The 17,731-nt window shown below is 58.6% G+C and carries 12 protein-coding genes; 2 read left to right on the top strand and 10 right to left on the bottom strand.

Features of this window, described 5'->3' with window-relative positions; all coding sequences use genetic code 11:
* Positions 1–2: 2 nt before the first annotated feature.
* Genes ACFO3E_RS17035 through ACFO3E_RS17025 form a run of 3 tightly spaced genes read right to left on the bottom strand, consistent with a single transcriptional unit; the run spans position 3 to position 3,164 of the window.
* Complete coding sequence (locus ACFO3E_RS17035) at positions 3–869, bottom strand: tyrosine-protein phosphatase (RefSeq protein WP_380806601.1); 867 nt, start codon at positions 867–869, stop codon at positions 3–5.
* A gap of 19 nt (positions 870–888) precedes the next feature.
* On the bottom strand, positions 889–1,530 hold the full coding sequence (locus tag ACFO3E_RS17030; RefSeq protein ID WP_380806599.1) for a TonB-dependent receptor domain-containing protein: 642 nt from the start codon (positions 1,528–1,530) through the stop codon (positions 889–891).
* Entirely contained in the window at positions 1,515–3,164 is a 1,650-nt protein-coding gene (locus ACFO3E_RS17025; protein WP_380806596.1) for a TonB-dependent receptor, read from the bottom strand. The genes ACFO3E_RS17030 and ACFO3E_RS17025 overlap by 16 nt, the downstream gene beginning before the upstream one ends.
* Before the next feature lie 45 nt (positions 3,165–3,209).
* On the opposite strand from ACFO3E_RS17025, the gene ACFO3E_RS17020 reads away from it, so the two are divergent.
* Positions 3,210–4,493: a TetR/AcrR family transcriptional regulator gene (locus ACFO3E_RS17020; protein WP_380806594.1), complete on the top strand. Its 1,284-nt coding sequence runs from the start codon at positions 3,210–3,212 to the stop codon at positions 4,491–4,493.
* A gap of 164 nt (positions 4,494–4,657) precedes the next feature.
* Here ACFO3E_RS17020 and ACFO3E_RS17015 read toward each other — a convergent pair whose 3' ends face one another.
* Complete coding sequence (locus ACFO3E_RS17015) at positions 4,658–5,437, bottom strand: TetR/AcrR family transcriptional regulator (RefSeq protein WP_380806591.1); 780 nt, start codon at positions 5,435–5,437, stop codon at positions 4,658–4,660.
* Complete coding sequence (locus ACFO3E_RS17010) at positions 5,358–7,100, bottom strand: N-acyl-D-amino-acid deacylase family protein (RefSeq protein WP_380806588.1); 1,743 nt, start codon at positions 7,098–7,100, stop codon at positions 5,358–5,360. The genes ACFO3E_RS17015 and ACFO3E_RS17010 overlap by 80 nt, the downstream gene beginning before the upstream one ends.
* A gap of 440 nt (positions 7,101–7,540) precedes the next feature.
* On the opposite strand from ACFO3E_RS17010, the gene ACFO3E_RS17005 reads away from it, so the two are divergent.
* Complete coding sequence (locus tag ACFO3E_RS17005) at positions 7,541–9,955, top strand: TonB-dependent receptor (protein WP_380806585.1); 2,415 nt, start codon at positions 7,541–7,543, stop codon at positions 9,953–9,955.
* A gap of 96 nt (positions 9,956–10,051) precedes the next feature.
* Here ACFO3E_RS17005 and ACFO3E_RS17000 read toward each other — a convergent pair whose 3' ends face one another.
* The 5 genes from ACFO3E_RS17000 to ACFO3E_RS16980 all read right to left on the bottom strand — a co-directional run bounded on the left by ACFO3E_RS17000 (position 10,052) and on the right by ACFO3E_RS16980 (position 17,724).
* Positions 10,052–13,429, bottom strand: coding sequence for a glycosyl hydrolase (locus tag ACFO3E_RS17000; protein WP_380806582.1), 3,378 nt, complete (start codon positions 13,427–13,429; stop codon positions 10,052–10,054).
* Between the two features lie 117 nt (positions 13,430–13,546).
* Positions 13,547–15,202, bottom strand: a complete 1,656-nt coding sequence (locus tag ACFO3E_RS16995; protein ID WP_380806580.1) for a family 43 glycosylhydrolase — start codon at positions 15,200–15,202, stop codon at positions 13,547–13,549.
* A gap of 103 nt (positions 15,203–15,305) precedes the next feature.
* A complete protein-coding gene (locus tag ACFO3E_RS16990; protein WP_380806577.1) occupies positions 15,306–15,995 on the bottom strand; it encodes a nitroreductase in 690 nt (229 codons plus the stop codon).
* A gap of 3 nt (positions 15,996–15,998) precedes the next feature.
* The gene (locus tag ACFO3E_RS16985; RefSeq protein WP_380806574.1) at positions 15,999–17,267 is read right to left on the bottom strand and encodes a spinster family MFS transporter; all 1,269 of its coding nucleotides are present in this window, start codon (positions 17,265–17,267) and stop codon (positions 15,999–16,001) included.
* A 43-nt stretch (positions 17,268–17,310) separates the two neighbouring features.
* A complete protein-coding gene (locus ACFO3E_RS16980) occupies positions 17,311–17,724 on the bottom strand; it encodes a nuclear transport factor 2 family protein (protein WP_380806572.1) in 414 nt (137 codons plus the stop codon).
* Between the last annotated feature and the right edge of the window lie 7 nt (positions 17,725–17,731).

The following is a 17,731-nucleotide window of genomic DNA, read 5'->3' as shown; positions in this document are numbered from 1 at the left end:
ACCTATTGTGTGTAGAGAGACCGTAACTTAGCGATGAGAGTTGGCGTCAAATTGAGCCGGTCCCGCAAATACCCACTCGGACCGCCGGGGTGCCGATCCATCACCTTGAATATTGCTTCGATATAGCGGCGGTCTGCAGCCATGAAGGCATCGTAAACACCCTCGGGCAGATCGGCCCATTGGCCGGTTCCCCGATCAATGCCGCCGGTCTTTTTGCTGTCGAAATATTTGTCTGACAGCAGATAGTCGGCAACGATCGTTTCCCGTGGCACCCCGAGGGCAGTTAACAACAAAGCTGCCGCCACGCCCGTTCGATCTTTCCCCGCTGAACAGTTGAAGGCGAGAGGCGCATGTCCGGCAAGCAGTTCAGCAAACATGCGACGGTATTGATCGTTGAAGCGCTCCAATAAGTCCGGGTATCGCGCGGCGACTATTTCCCGTGCTTTTGCGGGGGTCCATTCCCGGGCGGGCACTGCTATACCCATATTACTGTCGAGGGCATAATCCTCGGCAAGGACGCGTGGGGCGCGACCTCGAGGCCAGGACACGGGCTGGCGAGTGCGTTCGGCCGTACTGCGAAAATCACATACGGTGCGGATGCCGAGCCTACCGAGATATGCGAAATCCTTTTGCGTCAGGCCGTACATCGAACCCGATCGATAGAGCAGGCGCCACCGCACGGTCCGCCCGTCCATCGTGCGATAGCCGCCTAGATCCCGAAAATTTTGCCCTCCCTCCAGCGGGAGCAGGCGCGAATAACGCTTGACTGCGGAAGGGGGCGCCTTCGCACCTGCCTGCCACTCCGCTGCGGGCGTCATGAACAGCGATGCCAAAAGGGCCGCGTGCCCGATCTTCAGTCGGTCAGCCATTGTCAGTCATCCTCTCCAATCAGAAGCGTATCGTTGCATCCACACCCCAGGTGCGGGGTTCATTGAAAATGCCATAGGTGCCTATGAACCGATAGGAACCCCGGCTCCGGTAGAACACATGCTGTTCGTTGAGGAGATTGCGTGCCCAGAGCGCCACTTCCAGCCCCGCCTCGCGACCCAGATCGATTTCGCTCAATGCGAGCCGACCGTTCACCACAAACATCTTGTCCGTCAGGGTCGGCTCGGAAGCTGAGCTGCGATATCCGCCCGAAACAGCGGCATCCAGATGTGCCCGCAGTGTGACGCTGGTCAACGGTACCTCATAATCGATGGCACCGCTGCCTGCATGGCTGGGCGTGCTGATGATATAGACCGTCTGAACCTGGTTGTTGTTAAATGGGTTCGGCGCGGGAGGAAGGTGCATATGGGTATAGGCGTAGGCAGCGCTTAGCGTCAGTCCCCTGACGGGATTGAGTGCCGCGTCAATCTCTACGCCCTTGATCGTGCTGTGCCCAGGCGCATTCGCGGTTTCCGCCGTTGTGCGGTTGCCGCCTGTGGATGCCACGAAATCGATCTGCATGTCGCTGTATCGGCTACGATAGAGTGCAAGGTTGACCCGCGCCCGGCGATCCCAGAACTGGGTTTTCAGCCCTGCTTCCACGCTTCCACATGTTCCGGTCCGAAGGCGCGATAGTTGATCGAGCGTGCATTCGCGCCACCTGCCCGATATGCTGTGCTCCACTTGCCATAGAGGTGAGCATTGCGGTTGATGTCCGCGGCAAGCGTGACCTGTGGGTCGAAACGATCAGAAGAAATGTTGAAGCGGAAATCAGTGACCGCGCCATTGACCTTGAACAGCGTTCCGCTTTTTTCGTCATGCGTGTAGCGGCCCCCAACAGTCAGGTGCAGCACGTTATTCAGCACTGGCGGGTTCCAGCTTGCCTGGCCGAATGCGGCGTAGCTGTCCGCCTTGGCGTTACTTGCGCGGTCTGGGAAAGGAGTAGCCGCCTGCAGGGTCGGGAGCGGCGTCGCCACCGTACCATCGGCATTCCATCTCATCGAGTTAGGTGACCAGGCATTGTCCTCGCCCGCCTCGTGATAATAATAGAGCCCGGCGACATAATTTAGCCGCGCCGCCGACCCGATCAGTTGCAGCTCCTGACTATATTGATGCTGACGAAGTGACGCGAGACCATATCGGCTGAATGCGGCATTGGGGATGAACGGTCCGCTGTGTGCCCCAAGGCCATTGTCAAATTGGCTTTGTGTCAGATGACGATAAGACGAAATCGACCGCAGCTTGACATCCTCATCCACCGTCCAGTTGAGGTTCAGCGCCACACCATAAGTTCGGCCGATGCTTGGCTGCTGGGGCACGCCGATGTCTGCCGTGCGAGCACGATCGGCTTGTACCTGGACCAACGGAGCGAGAGCTGGCGCGGCGGGGTTTTTCTCCAGCAGTTGAATATAATAAGAAGTCGTCGCGTCATAGGAATAATCCCCGTCGAGCTGAGCGCTGAAACCGTCATTTGGCTCCCAGAGCGCTGCTCCATGAATGCCGCGCCGATCGAAGGTATTGAAATCGTCCGCGCTTCCCAGGGGGTTCTTGGTCGTACCCCCACGTTTGGAGAGTACGCCATCCACTTTTAAACTGAGATTGGCGAAGCGAGGAAAGTCGATATGCGTTTCGCCGCTATATCCGCCGAAATTGCGGACGCCAACTGTTTGGCGGAGCTGGAATTCGCCGCTTGGCTTCCGGCTGGTGATGGACACCGCGCCGCCAGTCGAGTTCCGCCCGAAGAGCGTTCCTTGCGGGCCCTTGAGCACTTCGATCCGTTCAACATCAAGCAGCGCCATGCCCAGTCCCTGCGATCGGCCGAGGTAAACGCCGTCAATATAGATGCCGACGCCAGCGTCACGGCTGGGCTGATTGGGATCCGCCGGGACGATGCCGCGGATGCCTACGATCAGCGCAGAACTTCGGGAAAAGAAGGGCACAATGCGTAGCGAGGGCACCGTTCCGCCGACGAGGTCGGTCAGGCTTTGAATGCGCCTGTTCTTTAAATCCTCACTACCCAGGACCGACATCGCAATTGGCGTATGCTGGAGATTGGTTTCCCGTTTTTCCGCAGTGACGACGATTTCGGTCAGGCCACCTTCGTCACGTTCTAAGGATGTCGACGTCTGCACCGCTGACCCTTGCGCCGCCCAGGCGGTTACCCCCTGACCAAAGGCAACGGCCGCCGCAGTGGCCAGCAAAGCCTTGCGGCAGGAAACAAGTTTTGTCGACCTCATAACATCTCCCCTAAGATAGTGGCGCGGACGCTCTGTAGCAGTTGTATGTCATTTCCGTTACATGGTTGTATGCACGCACGCAATGGGCGAATATGGGTCATGATCTTGCCGTACCCGCCCGCCACAGAGCATCAGTCTGGGCCCGTATCCGCAGACAGACTATGTATAGCTTTGATAAATATGGTGGAAAATTCTGGGCTCGCGGCTGTGTCCGGGCGTCAGGTGAGTGATGCAGCCGGTGTCAAAATGTCTTCTATCTACCATCATTTCGGCGGTATGGAGCAGTTGTATGCTTCATCATTTGAGTGGGCCTGGCGCGAATCGGAGCGGTGGTGCCGCGATCGCTTGGACGCGTGCGCGGGGCTAACCAGTGCCGAGTGTCTCGCCCCGATCTTGGCTGACACGATTGATGATTGGTGCGAAGGACAGCGTCACCTAGCCTTCGCATGGCGCGAATGCCATCTGCTGGCAGAGCGCGACCCCAGCTATCGCCTGGCTGCCGATCGATGGGAACTCTCGTGGCAGCATTTCTGGGATACTCTGTGCGCACAAATGGGTCTGGTCCAGTTTTCGCGGATCACCCGTTATTTCTTCGATGGGGAAAGCTTTCTGCATCTGCTGCGCTGGCGCCGGCCGGTGGATCGAGCAGCGCTCGATGAGATGTGCCGAAACTGGGCAGCGCGGTTACTGAGGAAGGAAATTCCGCCTTCGCCCTGCTTCGATTGGGCACGTGATGAGGCAGGAGCCACCTCTTTGCCAGCGCGACGAGAGGACCCTATTTATAGTCAGATCGCCGAGGCGGCTGCGATACTGCTTAAAAAGACCGGGGCCGCCGGCATGACCCATCGTGCGGTGGCTGCGGAAGCCGGCCTGACGCTCGGAACCGTAAGCCACCGCGTAAAGACGAAAGCAGAATTGCTGCAAGCCGCATTTGAGCGGGTCTATCAAAATAGCTCCACCCTCTTCACTCCTCTAACTAGCGAAGCCACCGAGGGGGAGCGGCGGGTGCAGGCGATGGAAGGCGCCGTCGAGCTCATGGTGATGGACCGTGCCGCGCTCGATATGGACGAGTTGATACTAGCCACAGCACGCGACCCAGCGCTCCAGCCTTTTGCAGGCAGGTTGCGTTATTGTCGCGGACGAACGTCAAGACGCTTCCTCCAACTCGCTCTTGGCGGAGAGAAAGCATCGGCTGTTGATGCGGCCCTGATTTCGGCCTTCAAAATGGGTTTCAGTCGGCGGAGGTTAAACAGACAATCGCCCGAGACATCGGCAAGCCTCGCCGATGCCGATTTGCGGGTGTTGATTGACCTCATGAGCGACGAATAAGCGAATATTCCGCCGCCGGTAGTTCAGGATCCAAATCCCGCCCTCGAAGGTGGGGAGCCATTTCTTGCATGCTCGGGCGTTAGGGGTGGCAGAGCTGCCAACTTCTCTGCCTGCCATGTCTACGCCAGTGATCCTTAGCCGCTCAGTCCACCCATGCTGAGACGTCAGGCCATGCCCATTGAACCGACATCAACTCTGACACACCGCGCCACCCTGCTTTGTCCTCCGGAAACGCCACCTTGATATCGCGCGACAAATTCGACGAAGCGATCTGCAAGGATATCGATCATCAAAGGGTCAGTTGCAATGCCGGATTGCAGCGCGGCGTGATTACTCTGATCCAAGATCTCGTAGAGCAACATCCAAGCTTCCATCCACTGCCGCTTCTCCGTCGGTTCCTCTCTGTTGGCGGCAAAGGCGGGAATCCCTGCTCCCAACACATCGATCAGCCGATCGGTGAACCCTTGGGCCCTCGCTAAAAAATTGGGCGCTGTAACCAGGGCCTGCGTGAACGCCCGCAACAGGCCAGGATAGGCGCGATCAGATTCAAAAATGTCACTGATCCACTCTTGGACGATGATAGGGTCGCGATAGTCGAGCCGAGTGATCTGAGCATAACGTGGCAACACGCGGTCCGTCATTTCCCGGAACAGATCGGCGGTAAGAGCCGCTTTGTCGGAGAATTGCCGATAAAAGGTTACGCGTGTGACGCCAGCCGCCGTTGCTATGTCCTCGACGGTCACGGGTAGATAACCATGCGTGCAAAACAGCTCCGCAGCCGCCTTCAACAGACGCTGCCTCGCGCGCCCCCGGCCGGAACGCGGGGTGCTCGGACCTTCCGGCACCCCTTCCTTAGGCAGCCTTTCATTCTGCTGCGAGTGCAACCCTCTTCTCCTTTTCAGGACCGACAAACTGGCCGGGATATCGACCGGTGAATTCGCCATTATCGAAAGTCGGCACGCCGTTCACAAGCGTCAGCAGCATGGGCGCAGGATCACGGGTGTAGCGATATGTGCGGCCGCCAGTGCCGTCCCACACATCAAAAATCTTGCGCTCCGGCCGTTTTTCGACCTTGGAGAGGTCGAACACGGCCACATCGGCCACCTTTCCGACCTTGAGTATACCGCGATCATGGAGTCCAAAAAAATCGGCCAGTTTGCCGGTCATGACATGAACGGCCTCCTCAATAGTCAAAAGCTGGCGATCGCGCACGAAGTCAGTCAGTAGCCCGATATTATCTCCTGCGCCGCAGAACATCTTTCCATGGGCGCCCGCATCCGAAATGTTCCCGACCGATCGCGGATCCCTCAGCAGCTCCAGCAGAACAGGCTCATCGATTTCCCACGACTTTTTGTGCAGCACCGACTCAGCGCCATTGTTGAACACCCATTCGGCGAGCGCGTCAGACGGATGCGCGATCCCGCGTTGCTTCATATAGGCGCCGAGCGTGATGCCTACGGGACCATAACCGCTCTCGCTCTCCTTGAATGTTAGAGCTTCGGGATCATGGAGGAACGAGAAGCTATAGGTTTCATCCCAGCCCTTCCGGGCGCGTTGGAGCCAGACGGGATCATTCAGCATCGCTGCCTTTGCGTCCCAGCCTTCGGCATTGATGACTTCCTGCCATACTGGGTTGCCATTCTGCGCGAAGACTAAGCTGCGACTGAAGTTGATGACCGAGGTCGGCGAAACATGGTGAAATCCCGTCCAAAAATCCAGGCCTTCTGCCTTGAACTGTTCATGCAGTTCCTTGCTACGCTTCCCCACCTCCTGCTGGTGCTTGAGCGTGGGCAACCCCGCCCATTGCATCCGCACCCCAGCTTTTTTCGCCAAGCGACCCATGCGCTCCACCGTATCGGGTCCCGTCATGCGCATGAAATGATCCACAATCACCTGGAAGGTCGCGCCCGGATAACGGGACAGAACGCCCAGGAGAGCGTCAAACTCCGCGTCATCGGCAAGCTGCGATGGCAGTGGACGGTCCCATTTGTCGAAATCGAGGTAATTTGACGAGAAGCCGATTGCCCCTGCGGCGAGCGCGTCATCGAGCAGCAGCGCCATCTGCGCGATTTCCTCCTGGGTGGCGGCGCGCTGCCAGGCATCTTGGCCCATGGCGGTAAGACGCAAGGGGATATGGCCGATGAAGGCCGCAAAGTTCAGCGGAAGCTTCACGTTGCGCTGCATCGATGCCTTATATTCGCTCCAACTCCTCCAGTCCCAAGGCACGATGTGGCGCATCGGTTCTTCCGGGATGTCTTCGAAGAAGTTGAAAATGTCGATGACATTCTGCCTATCTTCTTCAGTTTGCGGCGCTGGCGCCATGGAAAATCCGCAGTTTCCGTTGATCGATGTAGTCGCGCCATAGGCTGGCAGCGGCTCCATATTGGGCGACCACCAGACGCCGCCATCATAATGGTTATGCGTTTCGATGAAGCCTGGCGTCACAAGACAGGCTGTGGCGTCAATTACCCTTTCCCCGCGGGCGGCCTCCAGATTTGAGCCAATTTCGATGATCCGTCCACCAGCGACCCGAACGTCGGCATCGTACGGCGGGGCCCCTGTACCATCCACCACTGTTCCGCCCTTGATCAGTATGTGAAATTCCATTCCGCCTCTCCTATCCTAGAGCCCGATATTTTGTTACATCATGTAACATTAGTGCTATCGCTGCGAAAGCCTGCAACTTCCCGAGGGACGGCGCATATCGGTCCAGCGATCTAATTGTCTGACAAAATGATTGTGCCCCATTGCATTCCGGATTAAATCCTGTCGCATAAGCCGCCAGCATAAGCGGCACGTGCACGACTAGGAGATGATGCGGTGAAACGATGCGCTGCTGCCCGTTGCTACAAGGCTCGGCTCCATTTCCCATCAGCAATGAGGACGACCCTGCATCGTCGATCATCGCTGAGCACATCCTACCCATTCAACTGATGTCGCGGCGCGGTTCGGCGCCGGTCGCCCGCGCCGCCTCGAGACGCGAGCGCATACCTTGTCTTGTTGATTACGGAAGATACATCAACTTTTAGACATACAGGGAGGATAAAATGAGAAAATTCATTGTAACTGCGCTTACAGGAACAAGCAGTTTAATGATTGCAACCTCAGCACTGGCTCAGACAAGTACAAACGCGCCGACTGCCCAAGAGGCGGGACCCTCTCTTGGCAACGACATCATAGTTACAGCGCGTCGCCGCGAAGAAAGCCTGCAAGACGTCCCCCAGACTGTTGATGTCGTGACCGGCGCTGCGCTTGAAGAACTCAACATCACGCGTTTCGAGGATGTCACTACCGTCGTGCCAGGCTTGCAGCTATCGCAACAGGGTGGCGTTGGGTTTCGCACTACGCTGCGTGGCGTTGGCGTCGATACAATTGGCGGGGCAGCGCCAAACGTCGAATATTACATCAACGACGCAAACGTCTCGCCTTTCGCGCTTTTTCAATCCATGTATGACATCGGCCAGATCGAAGTTCTGCGCGGACCGCAAGGCACTCTGCGCGGCAAGGCATCACCCTCCGGCTCGATTACTGTCACGACGCGTCGGGCCGATCTTCAGGAATTTGGCGGTACGCTGCAGGGAAGCGCAACAGGCAACGGCGCGATCAACGTTCAGGGCGGTATAGGCATTCCGATCATTCCCGGCATTGCGGCTCTGCGAGTGGCAGGCGTCGTCGACCAGAATGACGCCAACGAAGTTCGTCCGATCACGCCCGCGACCAAGCCCTTTTCGAACACCAGCAGCGCCCGCGCTAGCCTACGCGTGGAACCGAGCGATATGCTCGATGCAAACGTCACCTATCAATATCTCCGCCGCGAGACGGAATTCTATGCGCAGGTCGAATCGATCGGCGTTTCGCAGCCGACTACCACCCCTCAGTTCGGTGGGACGACATTTATCCGCGGACGCGATCGACGGTCGGTGACGGACACCCCAGGGCGGGTTGACGAACGGCAGCACCTCGTCACGGCGAATGCCAATCTGCGTCTCGCCGGGCAGCAACTTAGCTATGTCGGATCTTATTTCGATCTTAAGCAGAACACCGCTCAGCCGCAAGACAACGCGAACATCTTCCCAGATGACGACATCCGCCAGACGGTGGCTACCGATGCAAGTCAGTGGACGCATGAAGTCAGACTGTCGTCGGACGAGCGTCTGTTTGGCTTCCTCGACTATACGGCAGGCGCCTTCTTCCTGAAAACCAGCGGTCATAATGATATCGGGCAGCCCCGGCTGACTGGTGCCAACTTTGGCCAGCCGATCTTGTTCAACATCTTCATGCTGCCGCTCATCAACGAGGGCTGGCGCAAAGAGCGGTCGTTTTTCGGTAATTTGGTCGCGCATATTGGTGAAGGCACCGAACTGTCCGGCGGCCTTCGTCGGATCAGGATCACTGACGACACTACCACCACCGCAATCATACCGGGCTTTGGCGCAATACCTATTCAGGCTTCGAATCCGAGAAAGTTCCACGCCACGATCTACAATGCGTCGATCAAACACGAGTTTAGCGACGACCTGATGGTCTATGCCAACACCGGCACGAGCTTCCGGACCAATGCGCCCGCCATTGGCATCGGTCGCCCGTTAACACAGGGACTGAGTCAATTCCTGAATATCGATCCTGAAAAGTCGACCTCTTATGAAGTTGGGTTCAAGGCATCTATGATGGACCGCAAGATCAGCATCAGCGCCGCTGCGTTCCACCAGAAGTTCAAGAACTTTCTGTTCAAAGACACCCAGATCACCAACTTCATTGACCTGGTCAATCCCGCAGGCAGCCAGACTGATCCCACCAATTGGAGGATTGGCGGCTTCCCATTCCTCGCGAACCTACCGGTCACGGTCAAGGGTGTGGAACTACAAGTCACTTACAAGCCGAGCCGCAACTTCTATCTCGACGCGCAGCTAGCCTATGCGGACGGGAAGATAAAGAACGGGACAATCGCCTGTAATGACGTAGACGGCGACGGAGTTCCTGACGCGGCGATCCCGACCCCACAGCAAATCTTCGACGTGTCCGGCGGCAATGCGGTGGCGACCTGCACAGTCAACCAGCGCGTGTCGACTCAACCGGATTGGTCACTCAACCTGCAGTCGGAATACTCGCATCCTATTTCACCTGTTACAGCTGCGTTCATTCGGGGCAATTTCACCTACAACCCCAGCAATCCGAATAATCCGAATAACAGATTCGACCGGGTTAAGGCTTATGGATTGCTCAACCTCTACGCAGGCCTGCGCAGTGAGGATGGTGCCTGGGAACTGGCGCTGTTTGCAAAGAATATAACTAACACCTACCGGATGCTCTCGCGCAGCGACGTTCCGCTCTCGACTTCTGTCTCTCTGCCCCCGCAACTGGGCGGAGCGAGCCTGAATTTCCCGAGCAACTATGTTGGGGTGAGTTCGACGATCCCACGCGAATTCGGCCTCAGCCTGCGATTTGCCTTCGGGTCGCGCTAAGGCAAAAGGGGGTGCCATCAGGCAGATGGCACCCTCGCTCCCTTCTCCTCCTCAAGGCCTGCTCCGCTTATCCAGCGCAGCAGGTCTCTTTTTTTTTCAGCGAGCTTCACCGAGCAGCTCGACCGGGCCGATCAGGCCAGACGGTCTCAGTTCAGCGGATGGCAGATAGGTCGGGATGGCGGTATAGGCGACCTTATTTGCGCCTTTCTGCTGATCGCCAATCAACCGGTTGACCCACAGGTTCGCAACCTTGACCTCCAATTCGTTGCTTCCCTTGCGGAGCCGCGTGCCGACATTCAGCCGATAGGGCGCGTGCCATGCAGTCCCGGCCGCCTTGCCGTTGACGCGCACCTCGGCGATTTCCCCTACCTTTCCGAAATCGAGCCACAGAGGCCGACCCGGTTTCCAATCCCGCGGGGCTGCAAAAGTCGTACGATAGGTTGCGATCCCGGAGAAATAGCGAATGCCGGGATCGGCATTCTTCTCAAGTGGCTGCAGCGTTGTCATCCGGGTCGAGGCGGGCGCTCCGCGGCCGGGCTGGAAAACGACCGTCCAAGGTCCAGCGACTTCGCCGACAGAAACCAAGGGCGGCTTCGCAACCGAGGCGGACGCTTGTGCTGTCGGTTTGCGGAAAAGAATATGCATCGCATCGCCCGGAGCCAGCGTGAGCGGTACGATCGTCTCGCCATTCTCGGTGCGGTAGCTAAGTTGTTCCACTTCCCCGGTTTCTGCACGCCACATCTCGGGCGCCTTGCCCGTGACGCGGAAGCGCGCTTCTATGATCTCGGACCGCTTCTGATTGCGATTGACCAGGAAGTAGCCGTCGCCATCATCCAGCTTGCGATGCAAGAAGGGTATTTGGCTGTCCGCCTGCCCCCCCGTGAAGTGAAAATCCGCCCCTACATCGATGCGCCGCAAGGCTGCTTCTACATCTTTACCCGCGATCACCCGTCCTTTTCCAACCTGGGTTTCAACTCCACCCGCCCATAATTTGTGCACAAGAGCGGCGAATTCAGCGGTATCATCCGCAAGGCTGGGGCTCGATTCAGGCGCATCGCCCAGGACCGTTGCGCCGCCCTCTACCAGCGCAGCGATCCGGCGCAGAGCGGGGACCGTCATCCGACGCGACGTTCCGCCAAGGTACAGCAGACGATAACGCGCTCCGCCCTTCGTGACCAGTTCGGCACCATCGTTCTGAAGCAGATTCTGCAGCGCATCGAAGCTGACAAAGTCATAGGCGCTCGTCTTGGGTGTGTCCTTCGCATTCTCAAATTGGAAGAGCGCGGTGAGTGGCGCTTCTTCGCCAAAGAAATAGGCAACGTCGGCGACGTTCCGCCCTTGCTGCAACAATAAGGAGTTACGCGAAATATAGTCTATCCATGGCTTGGCCATGTCCGCCCAGCTTTCATGACGGTTGAAATATTGGCCAAAGATGCCGAGCGACAATCCAGGTTTCTTATCCTCTGCGGGCTGCATCACCGTGGACGCGATGACCGGCCGATTGATGCCGCTCACGAATTCAAGGTCGATCGTTGCCTTGAGGCTGGCGGGCGACGTGCCCCACGGAGTGAAGGCCGATGTAAGCGATTCCGCCGCGGCAATATTTTGACCATAAAGATGGGCGACAGAAGCTGCGCCGCGCAAGTCATACAGGAAAGCGCTGCGGGGCTCGCCTCCATCGGGCAAATACCACATCGCCGCCATCGGATAGTCGGTGAAGCTGCGCAGCCGGATGTCGTCGCCCAAGGATGGCCGCCCGTTCTCCAGTGCTTCCCCATAAATTTTTAGGCCATTTTCATGCGCCACCTTTGCGGCGACTTCATAATGTTCCGTCGCATGCAAGTCGCCAATTGTACGACGATAGTCATAAAGGAAGGCATTGCTCTCGCGCGCCGAACCGATGACTGCTCCCGTCAGCGCTGGCAACCATGGGGTGGGATCATAGCCACGCAATCTCTTGAACTGCGACACCATCGCGGGGGTCCAGTTGAACGCGCCAACTTCCGTCGAGTCATTCAGTAGAGCGCTGATGCCCCGCCGACCGAACAGATCACTGCCGACTGCGCTGCGATACATGTCGAAATATTCGGCGAAATAGCGCCGCACCGCAGCGCCATCCATCTTATCAACTTCGAGGCCCGTCGCCTCCGCGGTGGCCGGATGATTAGTCTTGCCGGTGAGCGACCAGCCCAACCGCACGATCCGCCATTCACCCTTTGGAGGCGTCCAGTCGAGCGTACCGTCCGCTGCCATATGTGAGGAGAGATCCACCACCTGCGATGGTGCAGCCCCCTTTACATCCGGCGCCAACCCGTCGAGCGCGTAATAGTCCGACGCGACATGATAGCCGGCCTTCGCTTCAAACTGGTTGATCTTTGAGTCGGTGAGGAGACGCAGCGCATTGACCTTAATCCCGTTGTCAGGAGCACCGCCAAGCGCCGCCAGTGCCGCAAGATCGATACCAGGCGGCAGCTGCAGCGAAGGCGCACCCGCTGATGGTGCCGGCGCAAAGACGACCCGGAAATGCCGAGCGGTCGCGGGCGCAAAACTGATGGTGGATGGCACGTCGCTCAGTGGCACCTCGGCCACCTGCCGCCAGGCGGCGCCATCATCGCTCACCTCGAGGCGGGGCCGCAGGCCGGGCGACACGATCGTAGGTCCGCCCCCTGGTGCAAAGAGGGTGAGACCGCGTACCGTTTGCGGGCGTGCATAGTTGAACGCGATACTGGGCGCTTCATGCCCTGAAGTTTTGGCGAGGGTGAGTCCACTTTGGAAGTTATCGTCAGTCAGAGCTGCCGCATCGATCTGCTTGCCGTCGCTGGTCTTCACCTCTGCCTCGGGGAGCCTTGGTGTAGACGCCACCGGATAGGCAAGCACTGCGATATCGCGATAGAAATCGGCAGGTGCGTGGTCGCCCGTGTCTGCGCCGCTCGCTTCTTTGGGTGCGGGAATACCGTCAAAGGGCCCCGCAACGCCAGCTGGCCGCGGCAGACGCATTTTCGTCCGCTTTCCTCCGCGCGCCTGCGTTTCGGTCCAGACTAGCTTTTTCATCGCGTCTTCCGGCTTCACCCAGGGGCCGCCTGTCAGTGACCAGCCTGCTGACGATGTGATTGCAAATTCCAAGCCCAGTCGATCAGCCTCACTTGCCGCCCGCTTGAGCACCTCACGCCACTCCGGCGTCATGTAGGCAAGCCGCTTTTCAACGATTTGCGGAGTCTTCTGGTTCGCATCGAACATCTGTACGCCGGCTACGCCGATCCGTTGCAGCCAAGCCAGATCCTTGGCCGCTGCATCAGCCGTGATGTTGCCATTCATCCAGTGCCACCACACCCTCGGGCGGGCGCTCGCCGGCGGGTCGCGGAAAAGCTGTTCGAGGCTGGATGCCTGACCGTCCGCGGCTAGTGCGGGCCAAGCCGCCAAAGCGGTCGCCCCGGTCAGGAACGCATGGAATAGCCTTTTCCTCGATATCTCCATCCCTGCTCGCATTTTGCTGTCCCTCTAGGCCGGCTGTTGGCAATTGATCGTTTGCGAAAATAATATGGCTGGTTATCGGCGAGTGAAGCAGCGAAATGGCTCTGCCTCGCCGCACCATCAATTCAATGCGACATAGCGCAAGTTTCGAAATCTAACTGTTCCATCTTTGATGGCATAAAGCGCCGGACGAAGACTGAGGAACCCGTCGGCCACGTTATGATTGTAGCCCGCCACCTCGTAGGAGATGTAGGTCTGCCAATGTCGGGCGTCTTGGCTGTGAAAAAAGGTGGCAACATTTTCGTGGTTGACGACACGCAAGAACAATCTGCGTCCGGCTGGCACTTTCATGTCGCCGAACATCGGCGATTGCCCCATCTTATAGGTACGCAACCGCTGACCATCGGCGCCCGCCCCGCAGAAGAAACGCTGATCATAATAGAGCAGGATGCCGCCCTGCGCATTGCCGGTGAGTTCCACTTCTACCGACATCTCATAATTGCGCTCACCAGCGTTGATGACCAGCGGTGAAGATTCGCTGATCCTTGTTCCCTCCCCTGTCAGAATCAATGCCCCATCTTCAAGGCGCATGCGCTCGGCATAGGTGTCGCCGGGCATGAAGGCGGCCAGGTTTATGCCGAAGCGGTCTCGCGTGAAATCATCCGAATGAGCAGCGCCGTGAGCCCCGGCCTTACCGCCCCTTGGCTTGCGCAGCGGTTTGGTCAGGTCGCCGCCCTTCGCCAGGGGCCAGCCGTCCGCCGTCCAATCGAACGGCTCCAGCAGCATCTGACGGCCCAGCGTGCGGAACCCATTTTCATAGCCGTGGTAGAGGAACCACCAGTCGCCTGCCGGTCCCTGCACAGGCGTCGCATGTCCGCGTGACCACCAAGGTTCATCGGCGCTCTGGGTATGCACGATCGGATTATGAGGGCAGTTTTCCCAAGGCCCGCGAACTGAGCGGGAGCGCGCAACGACAGCCATGTGGCTGGTGGGCGGACCAGCGGTGCCGCCCTGTGCCGAGAACATGTAGAACCAGCCATCCTTCTTGAGCAGCTTCGGTCCTTCCAGCGCGAAACCTTCGACAATCCAATCCTCTGGAATCGGCCAGCCAGAATAGACCTTCGCCGTCTTGCCAGCGCGTTTAAGGCCATCATCTGTAATGGGTATGAGTTTACCACCGTCAAGGAACAGGTAGCGCGTGCCGTCTTCACCCACGACATGGCCAGGATCGATGCCCTCATAAATGCCCATATCCATTGGATCGCTCCAGGGCCCGTCGATGCGATCTGAATGAACGACATAAATTGCCATGATCGGCCGTTTGGCTTTTTCGGCAGGCGGAAGCGCGCTGGATGGCGCGAAGTTTGCAGCTGGAAAATAGATGTAATAGCGCCCGTCATGCTTAATAAGATCTGGAGCAAAGACGGACCCGACCGGACGGCGCAGCGCTGGGCCCACCGGCGTCCAGTTTACAAGGTCCGTCGACTTCCAGATCACTAAGCCGGGATAATAGTGAAAGGAGGAAGATACCTTATAGTAAGTATCGCCGTCCTTCAAAACGCTGGGATCGGGATGATCGCCTGCCAGCACTGGGTTTAGATAGGTGCCATTGCCCAGATCGGCTTTGCGCTGACCTTCTATACCCCTGGGCCACAGCTTGGCTGCTTCACTACGCCGCGGCAAGGCCGACGCGGCGAGCGCTCCGGTCGGCAAGGCGGAAGCAGCGGTGACGCCCAGACCGAATGCCAGTGCCTCGCGACGGGATGCATGCGACATTTCAAATCCTCTTCCTACCCGAAAGATTTAATACTCAGACTAATTTCCGTACCCGATCTCCATTTGCACTCCGCCGATGTCAAGCTGCCGAGCCTAATTTATTTCATTTTTTGAAACGGATCAGTTCTGCAAGGGGAGCCCGGTCAATCCTCGCCTGATTGATCGGCGCATCGTTGTCCGCATAGCCGATGGCTAGGCCGCAAAAGAGAAGATGGTCCGCCGGAATGTCGAGATGGGCGCGGATCGCGCCGCCATGTACTGACCATGCTTCTTGCGGACAGCTATCCACCCCCTCCTCGCGGAGCAGCAGCATGATGGTCTGCAGCCACATACCCAGATCCGACCATTGCGGTGGGCCCATGAAGGCCGGCGTATGGCAGAACAGCACGACCGGAGCGCCAAATGCAGTTAAGTTGCGCGCGACATGCGCGAGACGCGCAGGCCGGTCCTCGCGCGGGATGCCGATTGCGGCATACATCTCCTCGCCACACTGAAAGCGGCGAGAGCGATAGGGCTCAGGCAGCGCAGGTGGATAGATATCATAATCGGGCGTGCTCGTCCCGGCCGCAGCTTGCTCTCCAACGGCCGCGATCAACCGCTCCAGCGCCGCTCCGGAAACCACGACGCCGTGCCAGGGCTGGACATTGCCACCTGACGGAGCGCGCCGCGCCTTCTCTAGCACGCGCAGCAGCAGAGCTTCCTCGACTGGTGTCGGCAAAAAGGCACGTACTGAACGGCGCGTGGCGACCGCTTCGCTGACCTCCATCGCCATTCCTCCTGCAACATCTGGCATGAGCTATTCCACTGCGAGCATATCGTGACGGAACCCGAGTGACGCCAGGAAGTAGAACAAGCCGGCGATCATATGAGTGAGGGGGACAACCAGCATCGCGACAGCCAACGCGCGCGGCCCTAGCTCAGCTTCGAGCGCATCGCTGATCTGTCCGGCAATCAGCGGGCCGAGACCGCCGGCGATCGCCGTGAACATCAGAAGGAAGGCTGAAGCCGTCGCCCTCGTGTCCGGCGGAGCGAGGCGCTGGATCGCGGCAATCGCCGGCGGCAGATAGGCCACTCCTACGACATTGCCCAACGCCAGCAGAAGCACCGCTTCGCGCGCGCCCGCGACGCGGAAGGCTGCGAAGGAACAAGGCGCCAGAAGAGCAACCATCGCGGTCAGTACCCACAATATCCAGCGTGGATCGCTCCGCGACAGACGGTCGGCAACGATACCTGCACCAAGCACGCTGACGATACCTGCCGCACCCGCGGCTATACCATATTGCACGCTGACCTGCGCCAGTGTCAGACCATGGACACGCATCAGGAATGCGCTAGCAAAGACATTAAGCGCATAGCCTCCAATGCCGATGAAGGCCGTGGCTATCATGATGAGGAGGAAGCTGGGCTTGCGCAGCAGGCCAAAGGCGGGCTTTAGCGATCGCGAGGCAACTGGGGGCGCCACTCCCGCCACCGGTGGCTGACGCCGCCCGAGGAGCAACAGCACCAACGGCCCTAGCACCAGCCCAAATATCCCCATGAAGGCGAACGTCGCCCGCCAGCCAAAGGCGGCGCCCAAGAGCCCGCCGCCGAGATAGCTGAGCAGATGAGAAAGGGGAATGGAAAGGGTCAACACTGCCAATGCTGCTGCGCGTCTGTCAGGCGCGAAATTTCGGGCAACGAAGGCATGCGCGCCTGGAGTGCTTCCTGCCTCCCCCAGCGCCACGCCCATGCGGGTCAGTGCCAATTGCCATCCCGTCTGAGCCGCTGCTCCGATCAGCGTCATGACGCTCCATAGCCCCAGACATGAGCTGATCACCAAACCATAAGCGCCGCGATCGGACAGGCGTGCAATAGGGATGCCGAGCAGTGAGTAGACGAGTAGGAAGCCGAAACCGTTGATAAGGCCGATGGCGGTGTCGGACAGCTGCAGATCGTGCTTGATCGGCTCCACCAGAACGCCTGGCAAGGCTCGGTCGACGATATTGACGACGCCCACCAAAGTGAGCAGCATCACCGCCGACCAGGCGCGCCCTGGTGCCATCCGCACTGGCGCTTCACCCCGCATGATTAGGTTCCTTCCGGCGCCGCATCCTTCCACCCTTATTTTTCTAATCGTCGAAGCCGCGCATAGCCGTGGGCTTGCCGCGATAGAAATCGAGCGCCGCCACCGTGTCAAACGCCTCGAATACCTCGGTCAATCCCTCGGGCCCGGATCGAACGAAGATGGTATATTCATTCTCATAGATCCCCTCCTTGCCAATCACATGGGCACGGTAGATGAAGCGTGCTGCACTTACCCTCTCGTCGCCGACCTCATCCAATATCTCGACCTCGCAGTCTGGGCGATGCACCTCGCCCCACACCTTGCTGTTGAAGGCGATCACCGCGTCCTTTCCCTCCATCGGGCGCGGAAAAGGCGTAGAGGCTGGCATCGACCAGCGTATGCCGGGTGCATAGGCTGCCGACATCTTTTCCACATCGCCAAAAGCCTGCACAAGTGCGCCTGCCGGGGTTCTTCCCATTTCCTAT

Source organism: Sphingobium tyrosinilyticum, from assembly GCF_042654265.1.
Lineage (GTDB): Bacteria > Pseudomonadota > Alphaproteobacteria > Sphingomonadales > Sphingomonadaceae > Sphingobium > Sphingobium tyrosinilyticum.
The sequence above is the reverse complement of the archived record's forward strand: the minus strand, read 5'-3'. Positions and strand labels throughout refer to the sequence as shown.

What these genes read in the sequence shown, in the direction of transcription:
- ACFO3E_RS17035 (WP_380806601.1), bottom strand. Translation starts at nt 869, where the DNA reads ATGGCTGACCGACTGAAGATCGGGCACGCGGCCCTTTTGGCATCGCTG.
- ACFO3E_RS17025 (WP_380806596.1), bottom strand. Translation starts at nt 3,164, where the DNA reads ATGAGGTCGACAAAACTTGTTTCCTGCCGCAAGGCTTTGCTGGCCACT.
- ACFO3E_RS17020 (WP_380806594.1), top strand. Translation starts at nt 3,210, where the DNA reads ATGTCATTTCCGTTACATGGTTGTATGCACGCACGCAATGGGCGAATA.
- ACFO3E_RS17015 (WP_380806591.1), bottom strand. Translation starts at nt 5,437, where the DNA reads ATGGCGAATTCACCGGTCGATATCCCGGCCAGTTTGTCGGTCCTGAAA.
- ACFO3E_RS17010 (WP_380806588.1), bottom strand. Translation starts at nt 7,100, where the DNA reads ATGGAATTTCACATACTGATCAAGGGCGGAACAGTGGTGGATGGTACA.
- ACFO3E_RS17005 (WP_380806585.1), top strand. Translation starts at nt 7,541, where the DNA reads ATGAGAAAATTCATTGTAACTGCGCTTACAGGAACAAGCAGTTTAATG.
- ACFO3E_RS17000 (WP_380806582.1), bottom strand. Translation starts at nt 13,429, where the DNA reads ATGGAGATATCGAGGAAAAGGCTATTCCATGCGTTCCTGACCGGGGCG.
- ACFO3E_RS16995 (WP_380806580.1), bottom strand. Translation starts at nt 15,202, where the DNA reads ATGTCGCATGCATCCCGTCGCGAGGCACTGGCATTCGGTCTGGGCGTC.
- ACFO3E_RS16990 (WP_380806577.1), bottom strand. Translation starts at nt 15,995, where the DNA reads ATGCCAGATGTTGCAGGAGGAATGGCGATGGAGGTCAGCGAAGCGGTC.
- ACFO3E_RS16985 (WP_380806574.1), bottom strand. Translation starts at nt 17,267, where the DNA reads ATGCGGGGTGAAGCGCCAGTGCGGATGGCACCAGGGCGCGCCTGGTCG.
- ACFO3E_RS16980 (WP_380806572.1), bottom strand. Translation starts at nt 17,724, where the DNA reads ATGGGAAGAACCCCGGCAGGCGCACTTGTGCAGGCTTTTGGCGATGTG.